The sequence below is a fragment of the Planococcus donghaensis MPA1U2 genome, assembly GCF_000189395.1.
GTDB classification, from domain to species: Bacteria; Bacillota; Bacilli; order Bacillales_A; family Planococcaceae; genus Planococcus; species Planococcus donghaensis_B.
In genome coordinates, this window is the sequence record NZ_AEPB01000044.1 from 25,838 (window position 1) to 47,459 (window position 21,622).

Here is a 21,622-nt window from a genome sequence, read left to right on the forward strand (position 1 = left end):
TTTCATAGTTTTGAATGTCAGTATATAGATTATATTTTCAGTGAGGTGAACATAAATGAAAAAAATCAGAGGGCGAATGGATGAAAGTATTTTGGTATGTGTTTTTTACGGACCGAATGGTGAGCGTTTGATCAATCGGGGTAACAAACTTGCGACTATGCTAGACTGTCCGTTGTATATTTTAACGGTAGATTCGAGACCTGTTGATGAATTTGATGCTGAAAAAGCCTCTTATATTGAAAGATGGAGAGAACTTGCTGAAGAGTATGATGCTGAGGAATTTATTGTTCGTGATAATGAAAAACGCCCGACCGCAAAAGTCATCGGGGATGTTGCACATGATTGCAACATCACGCAAATTGTCATGGGACAGACGGCGAGAAGTAGATGGGAAGAAATTACGAAAGGTTCGTTTTTGAACTTGTTGCTTCGTGAAATTCCATTTGTAGACTTGCATGTTGTTTCTGTAGCGCGCACAGTGAAAGGCGTTGAAGGTGACGAGTTTGAAAAAGGCGTACGCTGTTACTTGATGAAAGACGCTGATACCTATAAGGTCAACTTTACCCAATCGAAAAATTGTCAGCTTGAAGGGATTTTCTTTAAAGAAATTGGTACCGATTTTGATAACGGAATCTTTAAATTCATGCATGACAATAAAATATATCAAGTGGAAGTAACAGAAGATCGAATCGAATTGCCTGAAATCATTGATGAGTGTCTAGGGAAAGAGTTAATAAAAAAATAAATACACCACAATAAAAGACTGCTTCCTCATTGAGGCAGTCTTTTGTGTTTTAAAGAGGAGACGTTAAGTTATGAAGAAAACGAAAAGATTAACACCACTTCTCCCTAAAGAATTAGAAACACGTTCTTTTACGGAAGCGATAGATGATCAGTACATAAGCAATTGCCGCATTTCACAGGAAACTATTGATTTTAATACAGAAGAAGCATTGCATATCGATAGAGTTGTATTTGAAAACGTTAAGTTTCTTGAAACGAGTTGGCCACGCTCGGAGTTTGTCGATGTGGTTTTTTTGAATTGTGATTTATCCAATATGGACATGAGTCGTGCAGTTTTCCACCGGACGGAATTTCGGAATTCCAAATTGATGGGGGCAAATTTTGCTGAAGCGGGAATTCGCCATACGCTTTTTGAAGAGTGTATTTTAAATTATGCCACATTTGGTTTTACTTTATGTAATACGGTGAGCTTTGTTTCTTCTTCTATGCGATTTGCAGACTTTTATGAGATGGAACTAAAGAGCAGTGAATTTCGCTTGTGCGATATGAATGATATTAACTTTACGCAAACAAGTCTGAAAGGAATCGACCTTAGCACTAATACGTTTGAAAGCATTCAAGTATCGATAGATAAACTGCAAGGATGCATCGTCTCCACGGACCAAGCAATCGCTTTCGCTCGTCAAATGGGAATGATTATAGCAAATGACTAGTAGTTATAGAAGAAACTTTTAATAAAGATAAAAACCCCGACAGTTTAAAAAACTGTCGGGGTTTTGTAGTTACTCTTCTAAATATTAACGAACGCCTTTCATGAAGCTTTGAATGCGTGGTGCAAAGGCGAACAACGCAATACTTAGAACGATTGATACACCACCGATGATTCCGAAATACATCATTTCGTTTTCAACTGTGTAGAACTTAACCAACTGCGCATTGATTGCTTGAGCAGCAGCATTGGAAAGGAACCATAAGCTCATTGTTTGAGCTGAGAAAGCAGTAGGAGCCAGTTTTGTTGTCGCAGATAATCCAACTGGAGATAGGCAAAGTTCACCTAATACAACGATGAAATAACTAAGAACAAGCCAAAGTGGGTTTACCAATGCTGATGGTCCGCCGAAATAAGCTGGCAATAAAATAACTAAGAAAGACAATCCGGCAAATAGTAATCCAAGAGAGAACTTTTGCGGAATTGAAGGCTGTTTGCTTCCAAGTTTAACCCACATCCAAGCAAAAACTGGCGCTAACATAATGATGAATAATGGATTTAACGACTGGAACCAAGCAGGAGAAATCGTCATTCCTGCAAACTCAAGATCTGTACGCGTATCTGCATATGCAGCAAGAATTGTAGATCCTTGTTCCTGTATCGCCCAGAACATCACGGAAGCGATAAACAAAGGAATATAAGCCAATAAATGTGAGCGCTCTACATCTGTTGTCTTTTTGCTGCGATACATAACCGTGAAATACAAGACCGGAATTAAGATACCAAAAATCCCGACAATCCCAACAAAACTATTAAATGTTAACAATCCAGTTGGAATTCCAATAGCAATTACTGCTGCAACAATTAACGCTCCGATAGTGAACGCTTTCATTGTTGCCTTGCGTTCTGAAGGCAATAATGGGTTTGGTACAACAGTTCCTGCCAAGCCAAGATTTTTTTTCTTTGTAAGAACAAAGATTACAAGACCAAGGAACATCCCGACAGCAGCAATACTGAAGCCTAGGTGGAAGCTAATTTTCATTCCGACAGTACCAACAATTAGCGGTGCTAAAAAACCACCCATATTAATACCCATATAGAAAATACTAAAGCCCGCATCGCGACGGTCATCATTTTCTTCATAAATCTCACCAACTACACTTGAAACATTCGGTTTTAATAAACCAGTACCCAGTACAATTAAGACCATTGAAACAAAGAATAATGCAAGATTACCAGGTATTGCTAGAGCAATATGCCCAAGCATAATCAGTATCCCACCGTAAAATACAGCTTTAGAAGTACCAAATATCCTGTCGGCTAACCAACCACCGATAATCCCAGACATGTAAACAAGGGATCCGTAAATAGACATAATCGATAAAGCTGTAGTCTGATCAAGACCAAGCCCGCCTTCGGACATTTCGTAGTACATATAGAAAACTAGGATAGCTCTCATCCCATAATAAGAGAACCGTTCCCAGAACTCAGTGAAGAATAGTGTGAACAACCCTTTTGGATGACCAAAAAAGCCTTTTTGAGGAACACTTTTAACAATCTCTTGTCGAGAATACTTTTCAGACATCATTCAAACCTCCATTTTGTTTATTCTAACATAATACTTTTTTTAGTTAAAAAAATCAAAATAAATTTTAAAATCAATACTAAAGGCTGTTTTAGGCGTGTAATTAGTCTCATTTAAAAGAAGGTATTGTTTTTTTAAAATAGTTATTAAATTCTGAATACTAATTTTGTAATGACTAATTGACTCCTCATTTTATTTTCTCCCTTTTATTCTTTTTATAGAAGAAACTAATATGTTTGTGGATATTCATCTGGTGCACTTAGAAGGAAATTAAAGCTCCGCAAATGATTTCGAACAATGAAAATTTCATTTTTTATTTATAGTGTCTATTTACCTGTTATTTGAAAAAACTATTTTTATGTTAAAATAAGTAAATAATATATCCTATTTAATTTCCATTTTTAGTAATCTTTAGTTGTTGTTCACTAATAATTCACAATTTTTTTAAATAATAACCATATATACATTGCAAAAAAACTCAAAGTGCAGTATATTTAAAATAGTTAGAATATTATTCAGGGAGCAGGAATGTAAATGAAACAGTTAAGCAAACGAATCAAGGACTTAAGAGAAGCTAAAGGACTATCTACTGAAGAATTGGCAGACGCAATCGGCTTTGCGAAAAGCACGGTGTGGGCTTATGAAAGTGGGAAAAAACAGGTCTCTGTAGTACATCTTGAAAGACTTGCTGATTATTTTGAGATTTCGGTCGACAGTTTGTTGGATCGCGACGAACGGACTATTAATGTAGATCTTCAAAATACTAGTTTCTTAAATGACTACAATTTAATGCTAGATGACCAGCCACTAAACCAAACTGAGATTGCTGAGGCTGCCTCATTCATTCAAGTTAAACGCCGTATGGGCAGTTATGGTACAGCAACTTCATAATTGTCAAAAGGCCGATATAAAACCCCCGCTCTTTTAAAGAGAGCGGGGGTTTTTTGATTAACTATAATTTTTGTTTAGTTCCTCTTCTTCTGGGAAAACAGTAAACATAGTAGAACAAACGCAGGAAGGATGAATTAGATGACTAAGACAGTATTTATTACTGGCGCGGGAAGTGGTTTGGCGAAAGGGACTGCTTTCGGACTTGCAGAAAAAGGACATAAAGTAATTGCGCCGGTTGAAACAGCTCCACAAGTTACAGCTTTACGTGAGGAAGCAGCTTCAAAAGGACTAGAATTAGAAGTATTTAAAATGGACATAAAAAATCCTCAAGATTTATCCCAAATGCTTGAATATGATTTTGATGTTTTCGTAGCTAACGCTGCAGTAAACGAAGGTGGACCTCTTGCGGAAGTGCCGATGGCAAATTTCAGAGAGTTGTTTGAAGTGAATGTCTTCAGCACTTTGGAAACTGCACAAATTGCTGCGCGAAAATTTGTAGACAAAGGAAAAGGGAAAATTATTTTCATGTCTTCAATGGCAGGCATTACGGCAACTCCTTATGTAGGGCCTTATACCGCAACCAAACATGCAATCGAAGGAATTGCAGCTACTATGCAAAAAGAATTAAAAGAACATGGTGTCCAGGTAGCTACGATTAATCCAGGTGCTTTTGCTACAGGGTTTAATGATCGTAGTGCAGAAGCGAAATGGAAGTGGTACGACGAAGCTATTCACTTTACGCGTAAAGAGGACATGGCCGAAGCGGATCAAGCTCTGGAAAGCCAATATGATCCTGCTGAAATGATTGAGAAGATGGTAGAAATTATTCCTCTTGATACACATAAATTCCGTACTGTTTTCCCAGATGAAACAGCGAAACAAATGAAAGAAGAAGAGGAACAACGGTGGAATATGGAAATTTAATAGAAGAAATTAAGGAGATAGTCAGATTAAGTGTGAAATAACTCCTAAAACGCAGGATATTTCTTGAACTAAATAGGAATAAAAGAATCGTCCTTCAACTGCAAACTTGAAGGGCGATTTTTTTGACCCTTATTATAGAAGCTCTTCTCGAGATTCTGCCACAGAAAAAGATATAGAAATGTGGTAAGCTAACTCATACGATACGAGTATTAGGAGTGTTCTATTTTGTTGGAAAGCGCAAAGAAATTACTACAGTCTCACTTTGGCTATGAGTCATTCCGGGTCGGTCAGGAGCAAGCCATTACGCAAGTTTTTGAAGGGCATAATTCAATTTGTGTCATGCCGACAGGCGGAGGCAAGTCAATGTGCTATCAAATTCCGGCGCTTGTGATGGAAGGGACCACAATTGTGGTGTCGCCTTTGATTTCGTTAATGAAAGACCAAGTGGATGCACTTTTGGCAGCGGGTATTCCGGCTGCTTATATAAATAGTTCTCTCGATTTTGATGAAGTCCGAGAAACGTTAATGGACGTTCAACGCGGAGCGATTAAATTGCTTTACATTGCCCCAGAACGATTGGATTCAGAAATGTTCCTTAATGAATTACAAGGCGTTCATGTCCCGCTTATTGCAGTGGATGAAGCCCACTGTATTTCGCAATGGGGTCATGATTTCCGTCCGAGTTATCGCTTGATTAGCCGTATGACAGAATTGTTTCCAAATAATCCGACGGTGTTAGCACTTACTGCCACTGCTACTCCTCAAGTTCGTGAAGACATTTGTCGAATTTTAAATATCGAAGAACAACATACGGTAATGACTGGTTTTGAACGAGCAAACTTAACGTTTTCGGTTGTGCGAGGACAAGATCGTGAACGATTTGTAAAAGAATATGTAGCAAAAAACGATAAAGAAGCCGGTATTATTTACGCTGCTACGCGCAAAACAGTAGACTCGGTTTACGAAATGCTAATAAAAAAAGGCATTAAAGCAGCTAAATACCATGCGGGGATGTCGGATCATGAAAGAAAAACAGGGCAGGAACGTTTTCTAAATGATGAAGTTACCGTTATGGTAGCAACAAATGCATTTGGAATGGGTATCGACAAATCGAATATTCGGTTCGTAATTCATTATCAAGTGCCTAAAAATATGGAAAGCTACTATCAAGAAGCGGGGCGTGCAGGGCGAGATGGTTTGCCAAGTGAATGTATTGTGCTGTATGCGTCCCAAGATGTTCAAACGCAACGGTTTTTAATCGATCAAGCACAAGATCCGAGTCGAATTCCTGGAGAATTGGTGAAATTGCAAGGGATGGTTGACTATTGTCATACTGAAAATTGTTTGCAGCAATTTATTATTCACTATTTCGGAGATACGGCGGCTGAACCTTGTGGACATTGCGGGAACTGTTTGGATGACCGCGAAAGTTTAGATGTCACAAAAGATGTTCAAATGGTGCTATCATGTGTGATTCGCATGGGGCAAAAGTTTGGGAAAGTCATGACGGCTCAAGTGTTAACAGGGTCGCGCAATAAAAAAGTATTGGATTTTGGTTTTGATAAACTCTCAACTTACGGAATTTTAAAACACCAAAATTCAAAAGAAGTGTCAAATTTAATCGAATTCATGATTTCTCAAGAATTATTAGCTGTCGAACAAGGTTCGTTTCCAACAATTTACGTTCCTGATGGCGGAAGAGATGTCTTGTTAGGTAAACGGCAAGTATTAAGAAAAGGTGCAGTAGTAACAAAGCAAATTGCTACGAACGATCCTTTATTCGAGGAATTACGCGTTATTCGCAAAGGGTTAGCAGATGAAGCTGGTGTTCCTCCTTTTGTTATTTTTTCTGATAAAACTTTACAAGACATGGTTGCAAGAAAACCGCAAAATGAAGCTGGATTTTTAGAAGTGAACGGTGTAGGTGCGAATAAGCTTGAAAAATATGGAGAAGCATTTTTACAGGCAATTCGTTCTTTTGAGACAATAAAAAATGAATAAATATAAGCGAAAAAACCCCATGTAAAATGGGGTTTTTTAAATTTTAAATTGTCTGACTTGTATAAATATACATGTTTTTATTAAAGGGTCCTTTTCTTTGATACCCGATAATTGGAAGCGGTTTCATTGATTTGAAGGCAATTCAGTACTGCTATTAATATTTTTTTACTTAGGGGAATTGTATATATATTCAGACTTATGATATACTATCAAAATATTATGACACATGAGTGTTGTGAAGGAGGCGGTTTGATGAGTAAAAAAGAGTATCCAATCCCACAAGGACTTTATCATCCAGATCAAGAGCATGAGGCGTGCGGAATAGGGATGATCGCCAATATCAATGGGGAAAAATCACATGCAATTGTACAAAATGCAATTAATATATTGTGTAACCTAGAACACCGTGGCGGACAATCTTCAGATACGAGCACGGGAGATGGCGCTGGAATTTTGACTCAAATTCCACATCGTTTTTTCCTTAAGCAATGTGAAAAAGAAGGAATTACTTTACCTGAAGAAGGAAAATACGGCATCGGTATGCTCTTTATGCCCCAAGACTACGATTTACGCATGAAGACAAAAGAAATGATTCATCAAATTATCCAAGAAGAAGGACAAATTTGTTTAGGATGGCGACCAGTACCAGTCAATGATTCATTTGTTGGGAAAGTGGCATCAAAAACAAAGCCGGTTATCCGACAAGTATTTATCGGTGCTGCACAAGGTTTAGAAAATCGAATCGACCTTGAGCGACGACTTTATGTTATTCGTAAGCGAGTAGAGCAAGCTATGCTCGGAAAAGAAGATTTTAAAGACGTTTATTTTAGTAGTCTTTCAGCAGGCACGATTGTTTACAAAGGTATGCTTATCCCAGAACAATTAGATTCATTTTATATAGACCTCAACCACCCTGAATTCAAATCAGCGTTGGCTCTAGTCCACTCTCGCTTTAGTACGAATACCTTCCCAAGCTGGCAGCGTTCACATCCGAACCGCTACTCAATCCACAATGGAGAATTCAATACTTTAAGAGGTAACGTCAATTGGATGCGCGCTCGTCAAGTGCTTTGCGAATCACCTGCGTTCAATGAACAAGATCTTCAAAAAGTTTTACCTGTTATTGATGAAACAGGCAGTGACTCTTCAATGTTCGATAACTGTTTTGAATTTTTGCATTTATCTGGAAGATCTCTTGCACATACAGCAATGATGATGGTGCCAGAACCATGGGTTAATGACCCAACGATTAAAAAAGAAAAAAGAGATTTCTATGAATACCATAGTACTTTGATGGAACCATGGGACGGCCCAGCTGCACTTGTATTTACAGATGGCAATCAAATAGCGGCTTGTCTTGACCGTAATGGTCTACGTCCTGCCCGTTATTACGTAACAAAAAGTGGCATGATTGTGATGGGTTCTGAAGTTGGTGCATTGGATATTTTTGCAGATGACATTATTTATAAAGATCGCTTGCGTCCAGGAAAAATGTTGTTAGTTGACTTAGAAGAAGGCAAAATTATTCCGGATGAAGAAATCAAACTGCAAATAGCAGGAGAAATGCCATACAAAGATTTCATCGATAAAAACATGTTTGATATGGAAGATCTTCCAGAACCGGTAATGCCATCAAAATCTATTGATGCGGAACCGTTGATCAAAAAGCAATTGGCTTTTGGTTATACAATGGAAGAAGTTCAAAAAATCGTTAAACCGCTAGCGACCGAAGGAAAAGATCCTGTTGGTTCGATGGGGTATGATTCCCCGTTAGCTGTTTTATCGAAGAAACCTCAACTTCTTTACAATTATTTTAAACAATTGTTTGCACAAGTAACGAATCCGCCAATTGATGCGATTCGTGAACATATTATTACAGCAGCACGGACGACAATTGGTGCAGAAGCGAACTTGGTTCAACCAACAGCGGAAAGCGCTCGTCATATTCGATTAGAAACACCTATTTTGACAAATGCAGAATTGGAAAAATTGCGTCAGCAAGACCTTCCTGCCTTTAAACCTGCTACAATTTCAATTTTATTCAAAAAAGATGAAGGCATAGCAGCGATGGAAGAAAGATTGGAAGCTGTTTTTGCAGAAGCGGATCAAGCCATTAAAGAAGGCGCCAAACTAATTATTTTGTCCGACCGTGGCGTAAATGAAGCGTATGCAGCAATTCCTGCACTTTTAGCAGTTTCAGGTTTGCATCATTATTTGATTCGCCAAGAAACGCGTGTTCAAATGAGCATCTTACTTGAGTCTGCAGAACCTCGTGAAGTCCATCATTTTGCGGCTCTTCTTGGATACGGTGCAGAAGGCATTAACCCTTATTTAGCTTTTGAGACAATCGAAAACCTAATCGAGATAGGTGATATTCCAAATGTTAGCTTTGCAGAAGCAGAAACAACGTATGTTAAAGCTGTAACAGATGGGATTATTAAAGTACTGTCTAAAATGGGGATTTCTACGATTCAAAGTTATCGTGGTGCACAAATCTTTGAAGCTGTCGGCATCCATATGGACGTGATCAACAAATACTTTACTCGTACGTCTTCACGTTTAGGCGGAATTGGTCTTGATATTATTGCAAAAGAAGTTCTCATGAGACATGCAGCAGCTTATCCTGTTGCTCAAGGAGACGATCAAGCGCTAGAATCGGGAGATGAATTCCAATACCGTGAAAATGGAGAAAATCATCAATACAACCCGAAAACTATTCATACATTACAACATGCATGTCGTACGAATAATTACGATGTCTTTAAAAAATATACGAACTTATTGACCGATGAAAAAGCCAATCTTCAATCATTACGTGGCTTAATGTCCTTTAAAAAACAAACGCCAGTACCGATTGACGAAGTAGAAACAGTTGAAGAAATTTGTGCGCGCTTTAAAACAGGTGCCATGTCTTATGGTTCTATTAGTAAAGAAGCGCACGAAGCTCTTGCCGTTGCGATGAATCGCATTGGTGGAAGAAGTAATTCAGGAGAAGGCGGAGAAGAAACTTCACGTTTTATCCAGGATGAAAATGGAGATAACCGTCGTAGTGCGATTAAACAAGTCGCTTCTGGTCGTTTTGGCGTAACAAGCCATTATTTAGTAAACGCAGATGAAATTCAAATTAAAGTAGCACAAGGAGCTAAACCTGGAGAAGGCGGACATTTACCAGGGAAAAAAGTTTACCCATGGATTGCAGAAGTTCGTGGCTCTACTCCAGGTGTAGAACTGATTTCACCTCCACCGCATCATGATATTTATTCAATTGAAGATTTAGCGGAATTGATTTTTAACTTGAAAAATGCCAATCCTACGGCACGTATTAGCGTTAAATTGGTATCGGCTGTCGGTGTCGGAACGATTGCAGCGGGTGTTGCAAAAGGTCGTGCGGATGTCGTATTAATTAGTGGTTATGACGGAGGAACTGGAGCGGCACCTAAAACAAGTTTGAAGCATACCGGCTTGCCATGGGAAATTGGTTTAGCAGAAACGCATCAAACGCTGTTGTTAAATGGTCTGCGTGATCGCATTGTTGTTGAAACAGACGGCAAAATGATGACGGGTCGCGATGTTGTAACAGCAGCTCTACTTGGAGCTGAAGAATTTGGGTTCTCGACGGCGCCTTTAGTAGTGCTGGGTTGCGTCATGATGCGCGTATGTCACTTAGATACATGCCCTGTTGGGATTGCCACTCAAAATCCTGAGTTGCGTGAAAAATACGGCGGAGATCCAGAGCATGTGGTTAACTTTATGCGCTTTATCGCAAGAGAAGCACGTGAGTTAATGGCAGAGCTTGGTTTCCGTACAATTGATGAAATGATTGGCCGCACAGATGTTATCGAAGCGAACCAAGCAATTGATCATTGGAAAGCGGGCGGCATCGATTTGACGGCTCTGTTGTACCAGCCAGACTTACCAGAAAAAGTAGGGCGCTATGCAACAATCAAACAAAACCACGAGTTGGAAAAAACTTTAGATTATCAAGAATTATTGCCGCGTTGTAAAAAAGCCATCGAAACAGGGGAACGTGTCGAAGTGGCAACGGCAATTCGAAACATTCATCGAGCAACTGGAACTATTGTGGGTAGTGCGATTTCTAAGCGTTACGGTGCCGAAGGGCTGCCAGAAGATACCATTAACTTGAATTTCCAAGGATCAGCCGGACAAAGCTTCGGAGCATTTATTCCAAAAGGAATGACGATGAACTTAATCGGAGATGCCAATGATTTTGTTGGAAAAGGATTATCAGGTGGTAAAATACTGGTTTACCCAGCATTAGACTCAACCTTCCTCCCAGAAAAAAATATTATTATCGGGAATGTTTCGTTTTATGGAGCATCTGCCGGTGAAGCATATATTTATGGGGTAGCAGGCGAGCGTTTTGCAGTTAGAAACAGTGGAGCAAACATTGTGGTAGAAGGTGTTGGTGACCATGGCTGTGAATATATGACTGGCGGTCGAGTTGCGATTTTAGGACAAACCGGCAAAAACTTCGCAGCAGGTATGTCAGGAGGCGTAGCATACGTCCTTGATGAAGAAGGAACATTTAGCGAGCGGTGCAATGCGGAAATGGTTCATTTACAACCGCTTGCTGAACCAGCTGAAATTGAAGAGTTACGTGAAATGATTACGAAACATGTGCATTATACAAGCAGCCGCAACGGAACACGCTTGTTAGCAAATTGGGATATTTATTCGGCTAAATTTGTACGTGTTATTCCAAAAGCTTATCTTCAAATCAATGAAAGAATCGATAAGTTGCAAAGCGGCGGAATGACAAGAGACGAAGCTGAAATGGCGGCATTTGAAGAAAGTAAAATGGCCGGAGCAGGGAAGTAAGTCTGTTTCCGCTCAAAAATGATTTAACCCAATGATTTTTAAAATGAGCAATTGTGTATAGGAGGGAAACTATGGGGAAACCAACAGGATTTATGGAATACGATAGGCAAACGGTTAAAGAGCGCCAACCGGCTGAACGGACAAAAGACTGGAACGATTACACCATCCCTTTATCAAATGAAGAAGTCGCAAAGCAAGGTGCACGATGCATGGATTGTGGCGTGCCAACATGTCATACGGGAATGGAACTGGATAATGTAACGACAGGATGTCCTGTAAACCATCTCATTCCGGAATGGAATGATCTTGTCTATCGTGACCAGTGGAAAGAAGCATTGCACCGAGAGCATTTGAAAAACAATTTCCCAGAGTTTACCGGAGTAGCATGTCCAGCACCTTGCGAAGGTGCCTGTGTATTAGGCATTAACGAACCTCCTGTAGCGATCCGTACAGTAGAGCGTTCAATTATCGAGCGTGGATTTGCAGAAGGTTGGGTAGTGCCAGAGCCGCCTAAAACACGGACTGGCAAAAAAGTTGCAGTTATCGGTTCTGGTCCCGCAGGTCTTGCTGCCGCAGCTCAGTTAAATAAGGCAGGCCACTTAGTAACAGTCTTTGAGAAAAGTGACCGTGTTGGAGGTTTGCTAACATACGGTATTCCAGAAATGAAGTTACCATATGACATGGTAACTAGACGTGTGAATATCCTTGAGCAAGAAGGCATTACGTTTATTACAAGCGTAGAAGTCGGGAAGAACTACCCTTCTTCAAAACTAAAAGAAGACTTCGATGCGGTAATCATGTGTACAGGAGCAACTGTGCATCGGAATATTGATGTAGAAGGCCGCGAATTAAAGGGCGTTCACTTTGCAATGGACTTTTTACATGCTAGTACAAAAAGTTTGTTGGATTCGAATTTTGAAGATGGTAATTATATTTCTGCAAAAGACAAAAATGTTATCGTTATCGGAGGCGGAGACACCGGGACAGATTGTTTAGCAACTTCCGTCCGTCACGAATGTAAGAGCCTTGTTCAGTTTGATGTATATGATAAAAAAGGTGCCATTCGGGATGAAAAAGGAAATCCTTGGCCGCAATATCCAAAAATTCACCGAATCGAATATGGTCACAAAGAAGCGGCAGCAACGTTTGGGGAAGATCCACGAGCTTATGCTGTTATGACTAAGAAATTTGTCGGCAACGAACAAGGTGAATTGAAAGAAGTGCATACAGTCAATGTGAAATTGAAAATAGACGAGCAAGGCAATCGAATCCGCGAAGAAATTCCAGGTACTGAAAAAGTTTGGAAAGCAGATTTAGTGTTGATTGCTATTGGGTTTAGTGGTCCTGAACAAGAGCTGCTTCAACAATTGGAGATTGAGACAGAACCGAATTCAAGAGCAAAAGCAGAGTACGGCAAATACAATACGAGTATAGAAGGTATTTTTGCAGCAGGAGATGTGCGTCGTGGTCAAAGCTTAATCGTTTGGGCGATAAACGAAGGTCGTGAAGCCGCACGTGAATGCGACCGTTTCCTGATGGGTACAACTGTCTTACCTTAACGACTAATTTCATATAGTTTTAAGCTGTGAATACCTTCAATAAGGAGGTGTTCACAGCTTTTTTTAAAATATATTTCGAATGAAGAAATCTAATCAGACGTTGTGAAATTTCATTATAATGTATATACTATATGAGTGAAGAGTTGGAATTTATAGTAAAAAAATAATGATAATATACATTATTTTACTTATAAACTATTAGAGACTTTATCCTCTCTTACAAAATAGAAATTAGGAGGAATAAATATGTTTAAAAAAGGTTTAATCGTTGCGATACTTTCTGTACTTATGACAATGGGAATGGGTATGAACGTACTTGCAGAAATCAATGTACCACCTGTTGAATATGATACTTCAAAGGAAATGACACCAGAAATTGCTGCAATCATTGAAAGTATCGAAAAAGCAAACGTGAAAATTTATACAGAAATCGAAAAAGTCCAAGTTGAGACTAACGAAATGTACAAAAACTATCTTGAAGAGCTCAAAGTTACTCAAAGCGAAGCGCAAAAAGCAGCTTTATGGGAAAAATACGATAGCAAAATTAATGAGAAAATTAAGAGTTTAGATATGAAAACACAAAGTATTACGAAAAAAGAAGTCGAAAAGGCTGAAATTGCAGGAGTGACAGTTGAAGTAGTATGGATCACAGTACAATTTGCTGATCGCGAAGCACAAATTGATCCAATGGTCGGCGTTGGTTGGTGAAAATTATTTCCTAAAAAATTAATAAAAGTGTAAAATAAAAGCATAGAGCATTCTATGCTTTTATTTTTGATATATGAGGAAGTGGATTTATGAAAGGCTTGGAAATATTAGAGAATGGGTTTCTTGAACAAGTTAATAACGGAAGTACGACGCTAAGTTTACTTGGTCGTGGTGAAGGAATTGAACTGATGAAACAAGCCTTTTTAAAAGATACGCTAATTATTCTTTTTCCAGGAGAGAACGATACTGTCCAAGAATTTTACTATGTTCTAGAAGGGCAAATGGAAGTAGAGATAGATAACGAAAAACGTGTACTTAAAGCACACGATTGTTTTTCGGCCAAAAAATTAGAACAAGAAGTTTATTTTACAGCCAAAACAGATGTCTCTTTTTTATCGATTTCAACAGCGCCTACTTTTCATTATATGAGCGATGTCATTAAAGAGTTGCGCAAGATAGGGAAAGCAGTCGAAAAAAAAGATCGCTATACACATAAACACAGTTCTCGAGTAGCTCATTATGCTGTTAAGACAGCATCTAAAATGAAACTAAGAAAAGAGCAAACAGAAGGCTTGTTATTAGCCTCTATACTGCACGATATAGGGAAGATCAATATTCCAGAAGAAATTTTGAGGAAACCTGGAAAACTTACAAACGAAGAGTTTGATTTGATGAAAACTCATCCAGGCGAAGGGGCTGCTATGATTCGTGAAACACCTTATGCAGATATTGCCGACATCATTGAACAGCATCACGAGCGTGTAAACGGAAGAGGCTATCCGTTCGGACTAAAGGGTGATGAAATCTTAATAGAAGCTAAAATTATTGGTGTTTGCGATACATTTGATGCGATGACAGAAGATCGTGCATACCGTGCTGCTTTGTCTGCGGAATATGCAATGGCCGAAATTAACAGCTTGATTGGGATTCAATATGACGAGGAAGTTGTTAAAGCCTTTGAACAGGTTTTAAAAGAAGAAGGAAAGTTAACTTTATAACTAAGGAGACAAGACACCAATGATATATTTAGGTGTCTTTTGTTTTCAATGAAATGTTTGAAAATAAAAAAAATAGTCAATACTTTATACACAATCGTTTAATACTTACGAAAAGGAGAGGTTCACATGTCGAGAAAATCATCAGGTGGGGTATTCGGTAAGCTCGTGTTAATCGGCCTCGGTGCGGTAATAGGTGCGGCAATGACTCAACAAAAAACAATGACCAACGGCACTAGTCAAAACAGTAAAGAAGACATAAAGGCAAATATTAAAAAAGGGCTCGACCGGTTGAATGAACAATCTGGTGGCATGGTTGATAAAGTAAAACCAACGGTCAATAAAGCTGTAGAAAAAGTGAAAACAGCAATAGACGCTCAGCAAGAAATGATGAATAAAGAAAAAGAAGTATTGGATAAAGCCAATAAAGAATTTCAAGAGTCGACATCTAAAACAGCCGATAGCTCTGCAGATGACGAAAGTAAAAGTTCTTCGGATTCTAATAAGCCGACAGGTGGGGTTTATGGCGGAAGCACTGAATATAGCGAATCTTTGAAAAAAAATCCATCATCTTCAGAAGATTCAACATTTGGAAAATGAATTTGTTATAATAGAAGTATGATAAGCTATGCGCGTTTGCAGAAACGGCATAGCTTTTTCTTACTCATTTTTTGTCTGAATATTCTATGTATTGAAGGGGGTCACCGGTTTGTTCAAAACTTATTCAACTGGAGCATTTTTTGATGAAATGTTTACGCCGCATGGAAAGCCGAAATCGCATTATCGAAAATTCTTTGAGGTTCTCCAAAGGTTTTCAAACGATGAGCTTAGAGAAAAGCACGAGACCGCTCAATTGTCGTTTTTAAGACAAGGCATTACATTCACTGTGTATAACAATAATGTTGGTACTGAAAGAACAATGCCTTTTGATTTTGTTCCGATTATTATTCCTTCAGAAGATTGGGAAGTAATTGAAAAAGGAATGATTCAACGTGCAGAAGCATTAAATCAATTTTTAGAAGATGTATACAATGAAAAACGCATTCTTCAGGATGGAATCGTCCCAAGACGATTAGTAGAAGAAAACCCTTATTATTACGATGAACAAGTAAAAGGGATAGACATCCCGCTTAAAAACCATATTTTTTTAGCTGGAATTGATTTGATCCGTGATGAAGATGGGAAATACCATGTGCTTGAAGATAACTTGCGTAATCCTTCAGGATTGTCATACGTATATCAAAATCGATATGTTATGCGCCAAGTGTACCCCGAATTTTTCGCTAGCCAGTCTGTTCACACCCTCGAGCACCAACTGTCTCATTTGCATCAAGCGATATTAGATCATGCACCAGAATCGAGAAAAGAGAAAGCTTTTGCGGTTTTGTTAACACCAGGTATGTATAACTCTGCTTATTATGATCATGTATTTTTAGCTCAACAAATGGGAATCGATTTAGTAGAAGGTCGCGACTTAATCGTCAAAAAAAATATTGTTTATATGAAGTCTATGAGAGGTTTAAAACGGGTAGATATCATTTATCGTCGAATTGATGATGATTACTTAGATCCAGAAGCATTTTTAGCCGAATCTGCGTTAGGTGTTCCAGGACTTTTGATGGCTTATAGAAAAGGCAATGTAGCCATTTTAAATGGCATTGGCAACGGAGTGGCAGATGATAAAGCTATTTATGCTTATGTTCCTGATATGATTCGCTACTATTTGGGGGAAGAACCTATCATCGATAATGTAAAAACCTACCTATTAGACAACCCAGAAGAACGGGAATGGGTGTTGGATCACTTGCACGAACTAGTAGTCAAAAATGTAGGAGCGTCAGGTGGCTACGATATGCTTGTTGGACCTCATGCATCGGAAGAACTGATTGAAATATTCCGAGAAAAAATCATTGAAACGCCCCACCAATACATCGCTCAGCCAACGATTAAGTTATCTCGTGCCCCTGCATATCAAGGACAAGACTTTTACCCATGCCATGTCGATTTACGAGTTTTTGTGGTAAGAGGCAAAGATACCCATGTTATGCCAGGCGGACTTTCTCGAGTTGCGTTAAAAGAAGGGTCGTTAGTTGTCAATTCCTCGCAAGGTGGCGGCGGAAAAGATACGTGGGTGTTCAAAAATAAAGAAGAGGAGGGGGACTCTTGATGCTTAGTCGTGTAGCGAATTCGTTGTATTGGATGTCGAGAAATGTAGAAAGGGCAGAAAATAACGCCCGCATTTTAGACGTGCAATTATTGCAAATGATCGAAGCTTCTGATGAAGAGTTGGCACGAGGCAGTGACTGGAAATTGGTTTATGAGATTTGCGCTTCAACAGAAACTATGGAAAAAATCCAATCCATGCCAAGTTATCAAGAAGACCAACTTGTTTATTATTTAGCGATGGAAGAAAGTAATTTCAACTCTGTGGCAAGCTGCGTAAAAGTCGTTCGAGAAAATGCGCGTATTAGTAGAGATCACATTCCAGATGACTATTGGGAAGCGTGGAATCGCTGTTATTTAACATTACAAGAGATGGATCAACAAAGCTGTACAGTGAAGGAAATGCGCGACTTCCTAGAGCAAGTCAAATTAACTTCATTGGTTACCCAAGGGATTGTCGAATCTTCAATGCCTCGAGGCGTCCCTTATCAAATTATTAAAATTGGTAAATGGTTAGAACGTGCTGAAAAAACAGCGCGTATCTTAAATATAGTTTGCGAGCGAACCTTAGAGCGCTCGTTTCAAACTCAGTCCGAAGACTATTATTATTGGCTAGCTGCTTTGCGGATGACTAATGGCTATAACGCTTATTTAAAAATGAACCCACCCCAAATGAAACCTAAAAAAGTATTGTCGTTTCTTATTGCCAATACAAACTTTCCACGGTCAATTCGCTATTGTCTAACACATGTGCGTCAAGCGGTTGACGAGTTAGAAGGCGGGAAGATTTCGCATTATTCATGGGAGCTTTATGCAAAATTAGATCAATTGCAAAAAGAGTTTAAAGAAGTCAGTATGGATGAGTTGAACTCGGATGAAATTATGGGGTTTCTAAATGATTTTCAAAACAATTGCAATGAAGTAGGGCATATTTTTTCGAAAACCTATTATTTAAGCGATTCCGAGACGAAATTGGTGGGGTCTAGCCAATCACAGAGCATGGGCGCGAAAGGAATAACAACTATGAAATATAAGATTGAGCACACGAATATATTCGAATACGATACCATTGTAGATCAAAGTATGAACTCAATTCGCTTAAAGCCAAGAACGGATGAATGTCAGCGTCTCCTCTCTTATCGAGCAGACATAACACCCGCTTCTTTAACGAAAGAACATATCGATATTTGGGGCAATCACGTTGAAACCTTTTTTATTGCGGAGCACCACCAACACTTAGAAGTTAAGACAAGCTCTATTGTTAGTATTCAAAAAAGTCCTTTTATCCATAGAATTGACTATTCGCCTGAAATGAACGCTATTTTTCATTCGCAATTATTTGGAGAGCATTATTTAGCCTTTTTAAGCAACACGGCTTACACATATTTAACCCCTGAACAAATGAGCCAAATCGATCGCGAACTAGGAACGATGAAAAATCCGGTGCAATATGCGATTGATGTAATGGAATATATTCACGAACATTTTACTTATGACGGAGATTCTACCACTGTTCATACAAAAGCAGAAGAATCGTTTGCCCTTAAAAAAGGGGTATGCCAAGATATAACCCATGTAATGCTTGGAATTTTGCGAAGCAAGCATATACCAGCGCGTTACGTTAGCGGTTATTTATATGTAGGTGAAAACTCTGCTCTTGTTGGCGATGCCGCAAGTCATGCATGGGTAGAAGTGATGGTGCCAGGAATTGGTTGGGTTGGTCTAGATCCAACAAACAACGTAGAGGCATTAGAAAGTCATATCCGTGTTGGAGTTGGGCGTGATTACAATGACGTGAGCCCGGTTCAAGGTGTATACCGAGGTGGCAGTCAGTCACTAGACGTAAAAGTTTCAGTAAGTTTAATGGACCAATAACGATGAATATAACTTAATAATCGTTTAACTGCAGAATTTTCTAATCCGTGCGATAATAAAAGAACCTGAAATTTTTGAACGGAGATGGAGAATAATTATGAATACCAAAAAATTTGACGAATACCAAATAAGTGAACAAATTGTAAAGGCACTTGACGGCCTTGGCTACACAGAACCAACGGAAGTACAGGAAAAAGTTATTCCTGTGGCACTTTCTAAGACTGACCTAACAGTAAAGTCTCAAACCGGGAGTGGGAAAACAGCGGCATTCGGTATTCCAATTTGTGAACTAGTTGATTGGGAAGAAAACAAGCCGCAAGCATTGATTTTGACACCCACACGGGAACTTGCAGACCAAGTAAAAGAAGACATAACAAATATTGGACGTTTTAAACGCATTAAAGCAGCGGCAGTTTACGGCAAGCAGCCATTTGCTTATCAGCAAGCGGAACTCAAGCAGAAATGCCACGTAGTGGTTGGAACTCCTGGTCGCGTATTAGATCATATTGAACGCGGGACATTAAAATTAGAGCAAATTGAGTATCTTGTTCTTGATGAAGCAGATGAAATGTTAAATATGGGGTTTGTGGAACAAGTAGAATCGATTATAAACAAATTGCCAAAACAGCGTACTACAATGCTGTTTTCAGCAACATTGCCTGAAAATGTAGAGAAGTTACAAAAAAAATACATGATCGATCCTCAGCATATTGAAATTGCTTCTACAGAAACTTTAACAGATCAAATTGATCATTCGTTATTTGTTGTAGCAGAGCAGAAGAAGTTTTCGTTGTTGCGCGATGTAACGATTATTGAAAATCCAGACAGCTGCATTATTTTTTGTCGGACAAAAGACAATGTTGATTTTGTGATGGAACAATTAGAAAAACATTATTACACATGTGATAAATTGCATGGGGGTATGTTGCAAGAAGACCGAACGGCGGTTATGAACGAATTTAAGCGTGGAGAATTCCGTTATTTAGTAGCAACTGACGTAGCAGCTCGCGGAATTGATATTGATAGCATTACGCATGTCATTAATTTTGACTTGCCAATGGAAAAAGAAAGTTATGTGCACCGTTCAGGTCGTACAGGACGTGCTGGGAAAACAGGGAAAGCCATTTCGTTTGTAACTCCTAACGAAGATAAATTTTTAGCTGAAATTGAAAGCTATATCGGATTTGAAATTCCGCATAGAACCGCACCTTCTGTTCATGAAGTAGACACAGCGATGCTTGCATTTACAGAAAAGCTAGAAAGTCGTCCAAAATTAAAGAAAAATAAAAACGAGCAAGTCAATAAAGATATTTTAAAACTATACTTTAATGGCGGTAAGAAAAAGAAATTGCGTGCTTTTGACTTTGTTGGTACGTTAACAAGCATTCCTGGAGTGACAGCTGAAGATATCGGGATCATTAAAATTCAAGATACGGTAACGTATATAGATATTTTGAATGGTAAAGGTCCGATGGTGCTAAAAGCGATGAAGGATAAAACCGTAAAAGGTAAGACGTTAAAAGTTCATAAGGCAAATAAATAAGCCGAAAACACGTGCTCCTTGTGAGTGCGTGTTTTTTTATTTCCTCGGAAATAAATTGTGTGTGTACCATATGAAATGGTCTAATAGTCTTTTTTAAAACCATTATTTAGGAGTAAAAATAAGACTTGGCAATACTTATGTCACAAAATGAAGCTGTATTGTAATGAAACTTGACTCTAATTGTTACACGTTTGTAATATTGACGTGCTATTTTGGTTGTACTAAGAAAAAGCAAAGGGGATAGCGGATTGAAAAAACTATTGATGGTCTTGAGTTTTGCACTGATTTTATTCCTAGGCACTTCGATTGAAAGTTCAGCAGCATCAAACGTATACATAGTAAAAAGTGGAGATTCCCTATATAAAATTTCTAAAATGAACAATGTTTCAGTTAGTAACTTGAAAGCTTGGAACGGTTTAAAATCTAATACAATTTATCCAAATCAAAAAATTAAATTAAAAAAAGCTACAGTACAAACAGTTTCCAAAAAAGCTACTGCTTCTAAGAGCGGAAGTTCGACAGTATACACAGTAAAACGTGGAGATACATTATATAAAATTTCGAAATCGCAAAAAGTGTCAGTTAGTAACTTAAAGGCATGGAATGGCTTAAAGTCGAGTACGATTTATCCAAACCAAAAACTTAAGTTAAACAAAACAGCAACAACAGTTTCAAAGAAAACAACTCCTTCTCGTTCAACAAGCGGGTCGGTAGCAAAAGAATTCACGGTTAGTGCGACTGCCTACACCGCATATTGCAAAGGTTGCTCGGGTATTACAAAAACAGGGATTAACTTAAAGAAAAACCCAGGACTTAAAGTGATTGCAGTGGATCCAAAGGTTATTCCATTAGGCTCAAAAGTTCATGTAGAAGGTTATGGTTACGCGGTTGCTGGCGATACAGGAAGCGCAATTAAAGGAAATAAAATTGATGTTTTCATCCCAACTCAAAGCAATGCGCTTCGTTGGGGACGTAAAAACGTAAAAATAAAAATATTAAACTAATACAAATAAAACTCCAGCTCATCTTGAGAGCTGGAGTTTTTTGTATTAAAAAATTTAAATAAGAAATAGATTTCTTACATAA

The 21,622-nt window shown here is 38.6% G+C and carries 15 protein-coding genes; 14 read left to right on the forward strand and 1 reads right to left on the reverse strand.

Annotation, left to right across the window (positions count from 1 at the left end; genetic code table 11):
• The first annotated feature begins 55 nt into the window (after nucleotides 1–55).
• The gene (locus tag GPDM_RS12840) at nucleotides 56–745 is read left to right on the forward strand and encodes a universal stress protein (protein ID WP_008432002.1); all 690 of its coding nucleotides are present in this window, start codon (nucleotides 56–58) and stop codon (nucleotides 743–745) included.
• A gap of 70 nt (nucleotides 746–815) precedes the next feature.
• Complete coding sequence (locus tag GPDM_RS12845; RefSeq protein WP_008432004.1) at nucleotides 816–1,457, forward strand: pentapeptide repeat-containing protein; 642 nt, start codon at nucleotides 816–818, stop codon at nucleotides 1,455–1,457.
• Between the two features lie 84 nt (nucleotides 1,458–1,541).
• Here GPDM_RS12845 and GPDM_RS12850 read toward each other — a convergent pair whose 3' ends face one another.
• Nucleotides 1,542–3,038: a peptide MFS transporter gene (locus GPDM_RS12850; RefSeq protein WP_008432006.1), complete on the reverse strand. Its 1,497-nt coding sequence runs from the start codon at nucleotides 3,036–3,038 to the stop codon at nucleotides 1,542–1,544.
• A 534-nt stretch (nucleotides 3,039–3,572) separates the two neighbouring features.
• On the opposite strand from GPDM_RS12850, the gene GPDM_RS12855 reads away from it, so the two are divergent.
• The 12 genes from GPDM_RS12855 to GPDM_RS12910 all read left to right on the forward strand — a co-directional run bounded on the left by GPDM_RS12855 (nucleotide 3,573) and on the right by GPDM_RS12910 (nucleotide 21,540).
• Nucleotides 3,573–3,929 carry a helix-turn-helix domain-containing protein gene (locus GPDM_RS12855; RefSeq protein ID WP_008432008.1) on the forward strand — a complete coding sequence of 119 codons (357 nt, stop codon included), beginning with the start codon at nucleotides 3,573–3,575 and terminating at the stop codon, nucleotides 3,927–3,929.
• 138 nt (nucleotides 3,930–4,067) lie between these two features.
• On the forward strand, nucleotides 4,068–4,853 hold the full coding sequence (locus GPDM_RS12860; protein WP_008432010.1) for an SDR family oxidoreductase: 786 nt from the start codon (nucleotides 4,068–4,070) through the stop codon (nucleotides 4,851–4,853).
• Nucleotides 4,854–5,078: 225 nt separating this feature from the next.
• Nucleotides 5,079–6,854, forward strand: coding sequence for a DNA helicase RecQ (recQ, locus tag GPDM_RS12865; RefSeq protein WP_008432011.1), 1,776 nt, complete (start codon nucleotides 5,079–5,081; stop codon nucleotides 6,852–6,854).
• 252 nt (nucleotides 6,855–7,106) lie between these two features.
• Nucleotides 7,107–11,693, forward strand: coding sequence for a glutamate synthase large subunit (gltB, locus tag GPDM_RS12870; protein WP_008432013.1), 4,587 nt, complete (start codon nucleotides 7,107–7,109; stop codon nucleotides 11,691–11,693).
• 71 nt (nucleotides 11,694–11,764) lie between these two features.
• Entirely contained in the window at nucleotides 11,765–13,252 is a 1,488-nt protein-coding gene (locus GPDM_RS12875) for a glutamate synthase subunit beta (protein WP_008432016.1), read from the forward strand.
• A gap of 246 nt (nucleotides 13,253–13,498) precedes the next feature.
• On the forward strand, nucleotides 13,499–13,960 hold the full coding sequence (locus tag GPDM_RS12880) for a hypothetical protein (RefSeq protein WP_008432017.1): 462 nt from the start codon (nucleotides 13,499–13,501) through the stop codon (nucleotides 13,958–13,960).
• An 89-nt stretch (nucleotides 13,961–14,049) separates the two neighbouring features.
• The gene (locus GPDM_RS12885; protein ID WP_008432019.1) at nucleotides 14,050–14,958 is read left to right on the forward strand and encodes an HD-GYP domain-containing protein; all 909 of its coding nucleotides are present in this window, start codon (nucleotides 14,050–14,052) and stop codon (nucleotides 14,956–14,958) included.
• Between the two features lie 126 nt (nucleotides 14,959–15,084).
• Entirely contained in the window at nucleotides 15,085–15,555 is a 471-nt protein-coding gene (locus GPDM_RS12890) for a hypothetical protein (protein WP_008432020.1), read from the forward strand.
• Nucleotides 15,556–15,664: 109 nt separating this feature from the next.
• Nucleotides 15,665–17,122 carry a circularly permuted type 2 ATP-grasp protein gene (locus tag GPDM_RS12895; protein ID WP_008432021.1) on the forward strand — a complete coding sequence of 486 codons (1,458 nt, stop codon included), beginning with the start codon at nucleotides 15,665–15,667 and terminating at the stop codon, nucleotides 17,120–17,122.
• A complete protein-coding gene (locus tag GPDM_RS12900) occupies nucleotides 17,122–18,993 on the forward strand; it encodes an alpha-E domain-containing protein (RefSeq protein WP_008432022.1) in 1,872 nt (623 codons plus the stop codon). Before GPDM_RS12895 ends, GPDM_RS12900 begins: the two co-directional genes overlap by 1 nt.
• Before the next feature lie 97 nt (nucleotides 18,994–19,090).
• On the forward strand, nucleotides 19,091–20,536 hold the full coding sequence (locus GPDM_RS12905) for a DEAD/DEAH box helicase (protein WP_008432023.1): 1,446 nt from the start codon (nucleotides 19,091–19,093) through the stop codon (nucleotides 20,534–20,536).
• A 248-nt stretch (nucleotides 20,537–20,784) separates the two neighbouring features.
• Nucleotides 20,785–21,540: a LysM peptidoglycan-binding and 3D domain-containing protein gene (locus tag GPDM_RS12910; protein WP_008432024.1), complete on the forward strand. Its 756-nt coding sequence runs from the start codon at nucleotides 20,785–20,787 to the stop codon at nucleotides 21,538–21,540.
• The last annotated feature ends 82 nt before the right edge of the window (nucleotides 21,541–21,622 follow it).

Excerpts from the sequence above, each read along its gene's own strand:
- GPDM_RS12840 (WP_008432002.1), top strand. The coding sequence starts at position 56 with ATGAAAAAAATCAGAGGGCGAATGGATGAAAGTATTTTGGTATGTGTT.
- GPDM_RS12845 (WP_008432004.1), top strand. The coding sequence starts at position 816 with ATGAAGAAAACGAAAAGATTAACACCACTTCTCCCTAAAGAATTAGAA.
- GPDM_RS12850 (WP_008432006.1), bottom strand. The coding sequence starts at position 3,038 with ATGTCTGAAAAGTATTCTCGACAAGAGATTGTTAAAAGTGTTCCTCAA.
- GPDM_RS12855 (WP_008432008.1), top strand. The coding sequence starts at position 3,573 with ATGAAACAGTTAAGCAAACGAATCAAGGACTTAAGAGAAGCTAAAGGA.
- GPDM_RS12860 (WP_008432010.1), top strand. The coding sequence starts at position 4,068 with ATGACTAAGACAGTATTTATTACTGGCGCGGGAAGTGGTTTGGCGAAA.
- gltB (WP_008432013.1), top strand. The coding sequence starts at position 7,107 with ATGAGTAAAAAAGAGTATCCAATCCCACAAGGACTTTATCATCCAGAT.
- GPDM_RS12875 (WP_008432016.1), top strand. The coding sequence starts at position 11,765 with ATGGGGAAACCAACAGGATTTATGGAATACGATAGGCAAACGGTTAAA.
- GPDM_RS12880 (WP_008432017.1), top strand. The coding sequence starts at position 13,499 with ATGTTTAAAAAAGGTTTAATCGTTGCGATACTTTCTGTACTTATGACA.
- GPDM_RS12885 (WP_008432019.1), top strand. The coding sequence starts at position 14,050 with ATGAAAGGCTTGGAAATATTAGAGAATGGGTTTCTTGAACAAGTTAAT.
- GPDM_RS12890 (WP_008432020.1), top strand. The coding sequence starts at position 15,085 with ATGTCGAGAAAATCATCAGGTGGGGTATTCGGTAAGCTCGTGTTAATC.
- GPDM_RS12900 (WP_008432022.1), top strand. The coding sequence starts at position 17,122 with ATGCTTAGTCGTGTAGCGAATTCGTTGTATTGGATGTCGAGAAATGTA.
- GPDM_RS12905 (WP_008432023.1), top strand. The coding sequence starts at position 19,091 with ATGAATACCAAAAAATTTGACGAATACCAAATAAGTGAACAAATTGTA.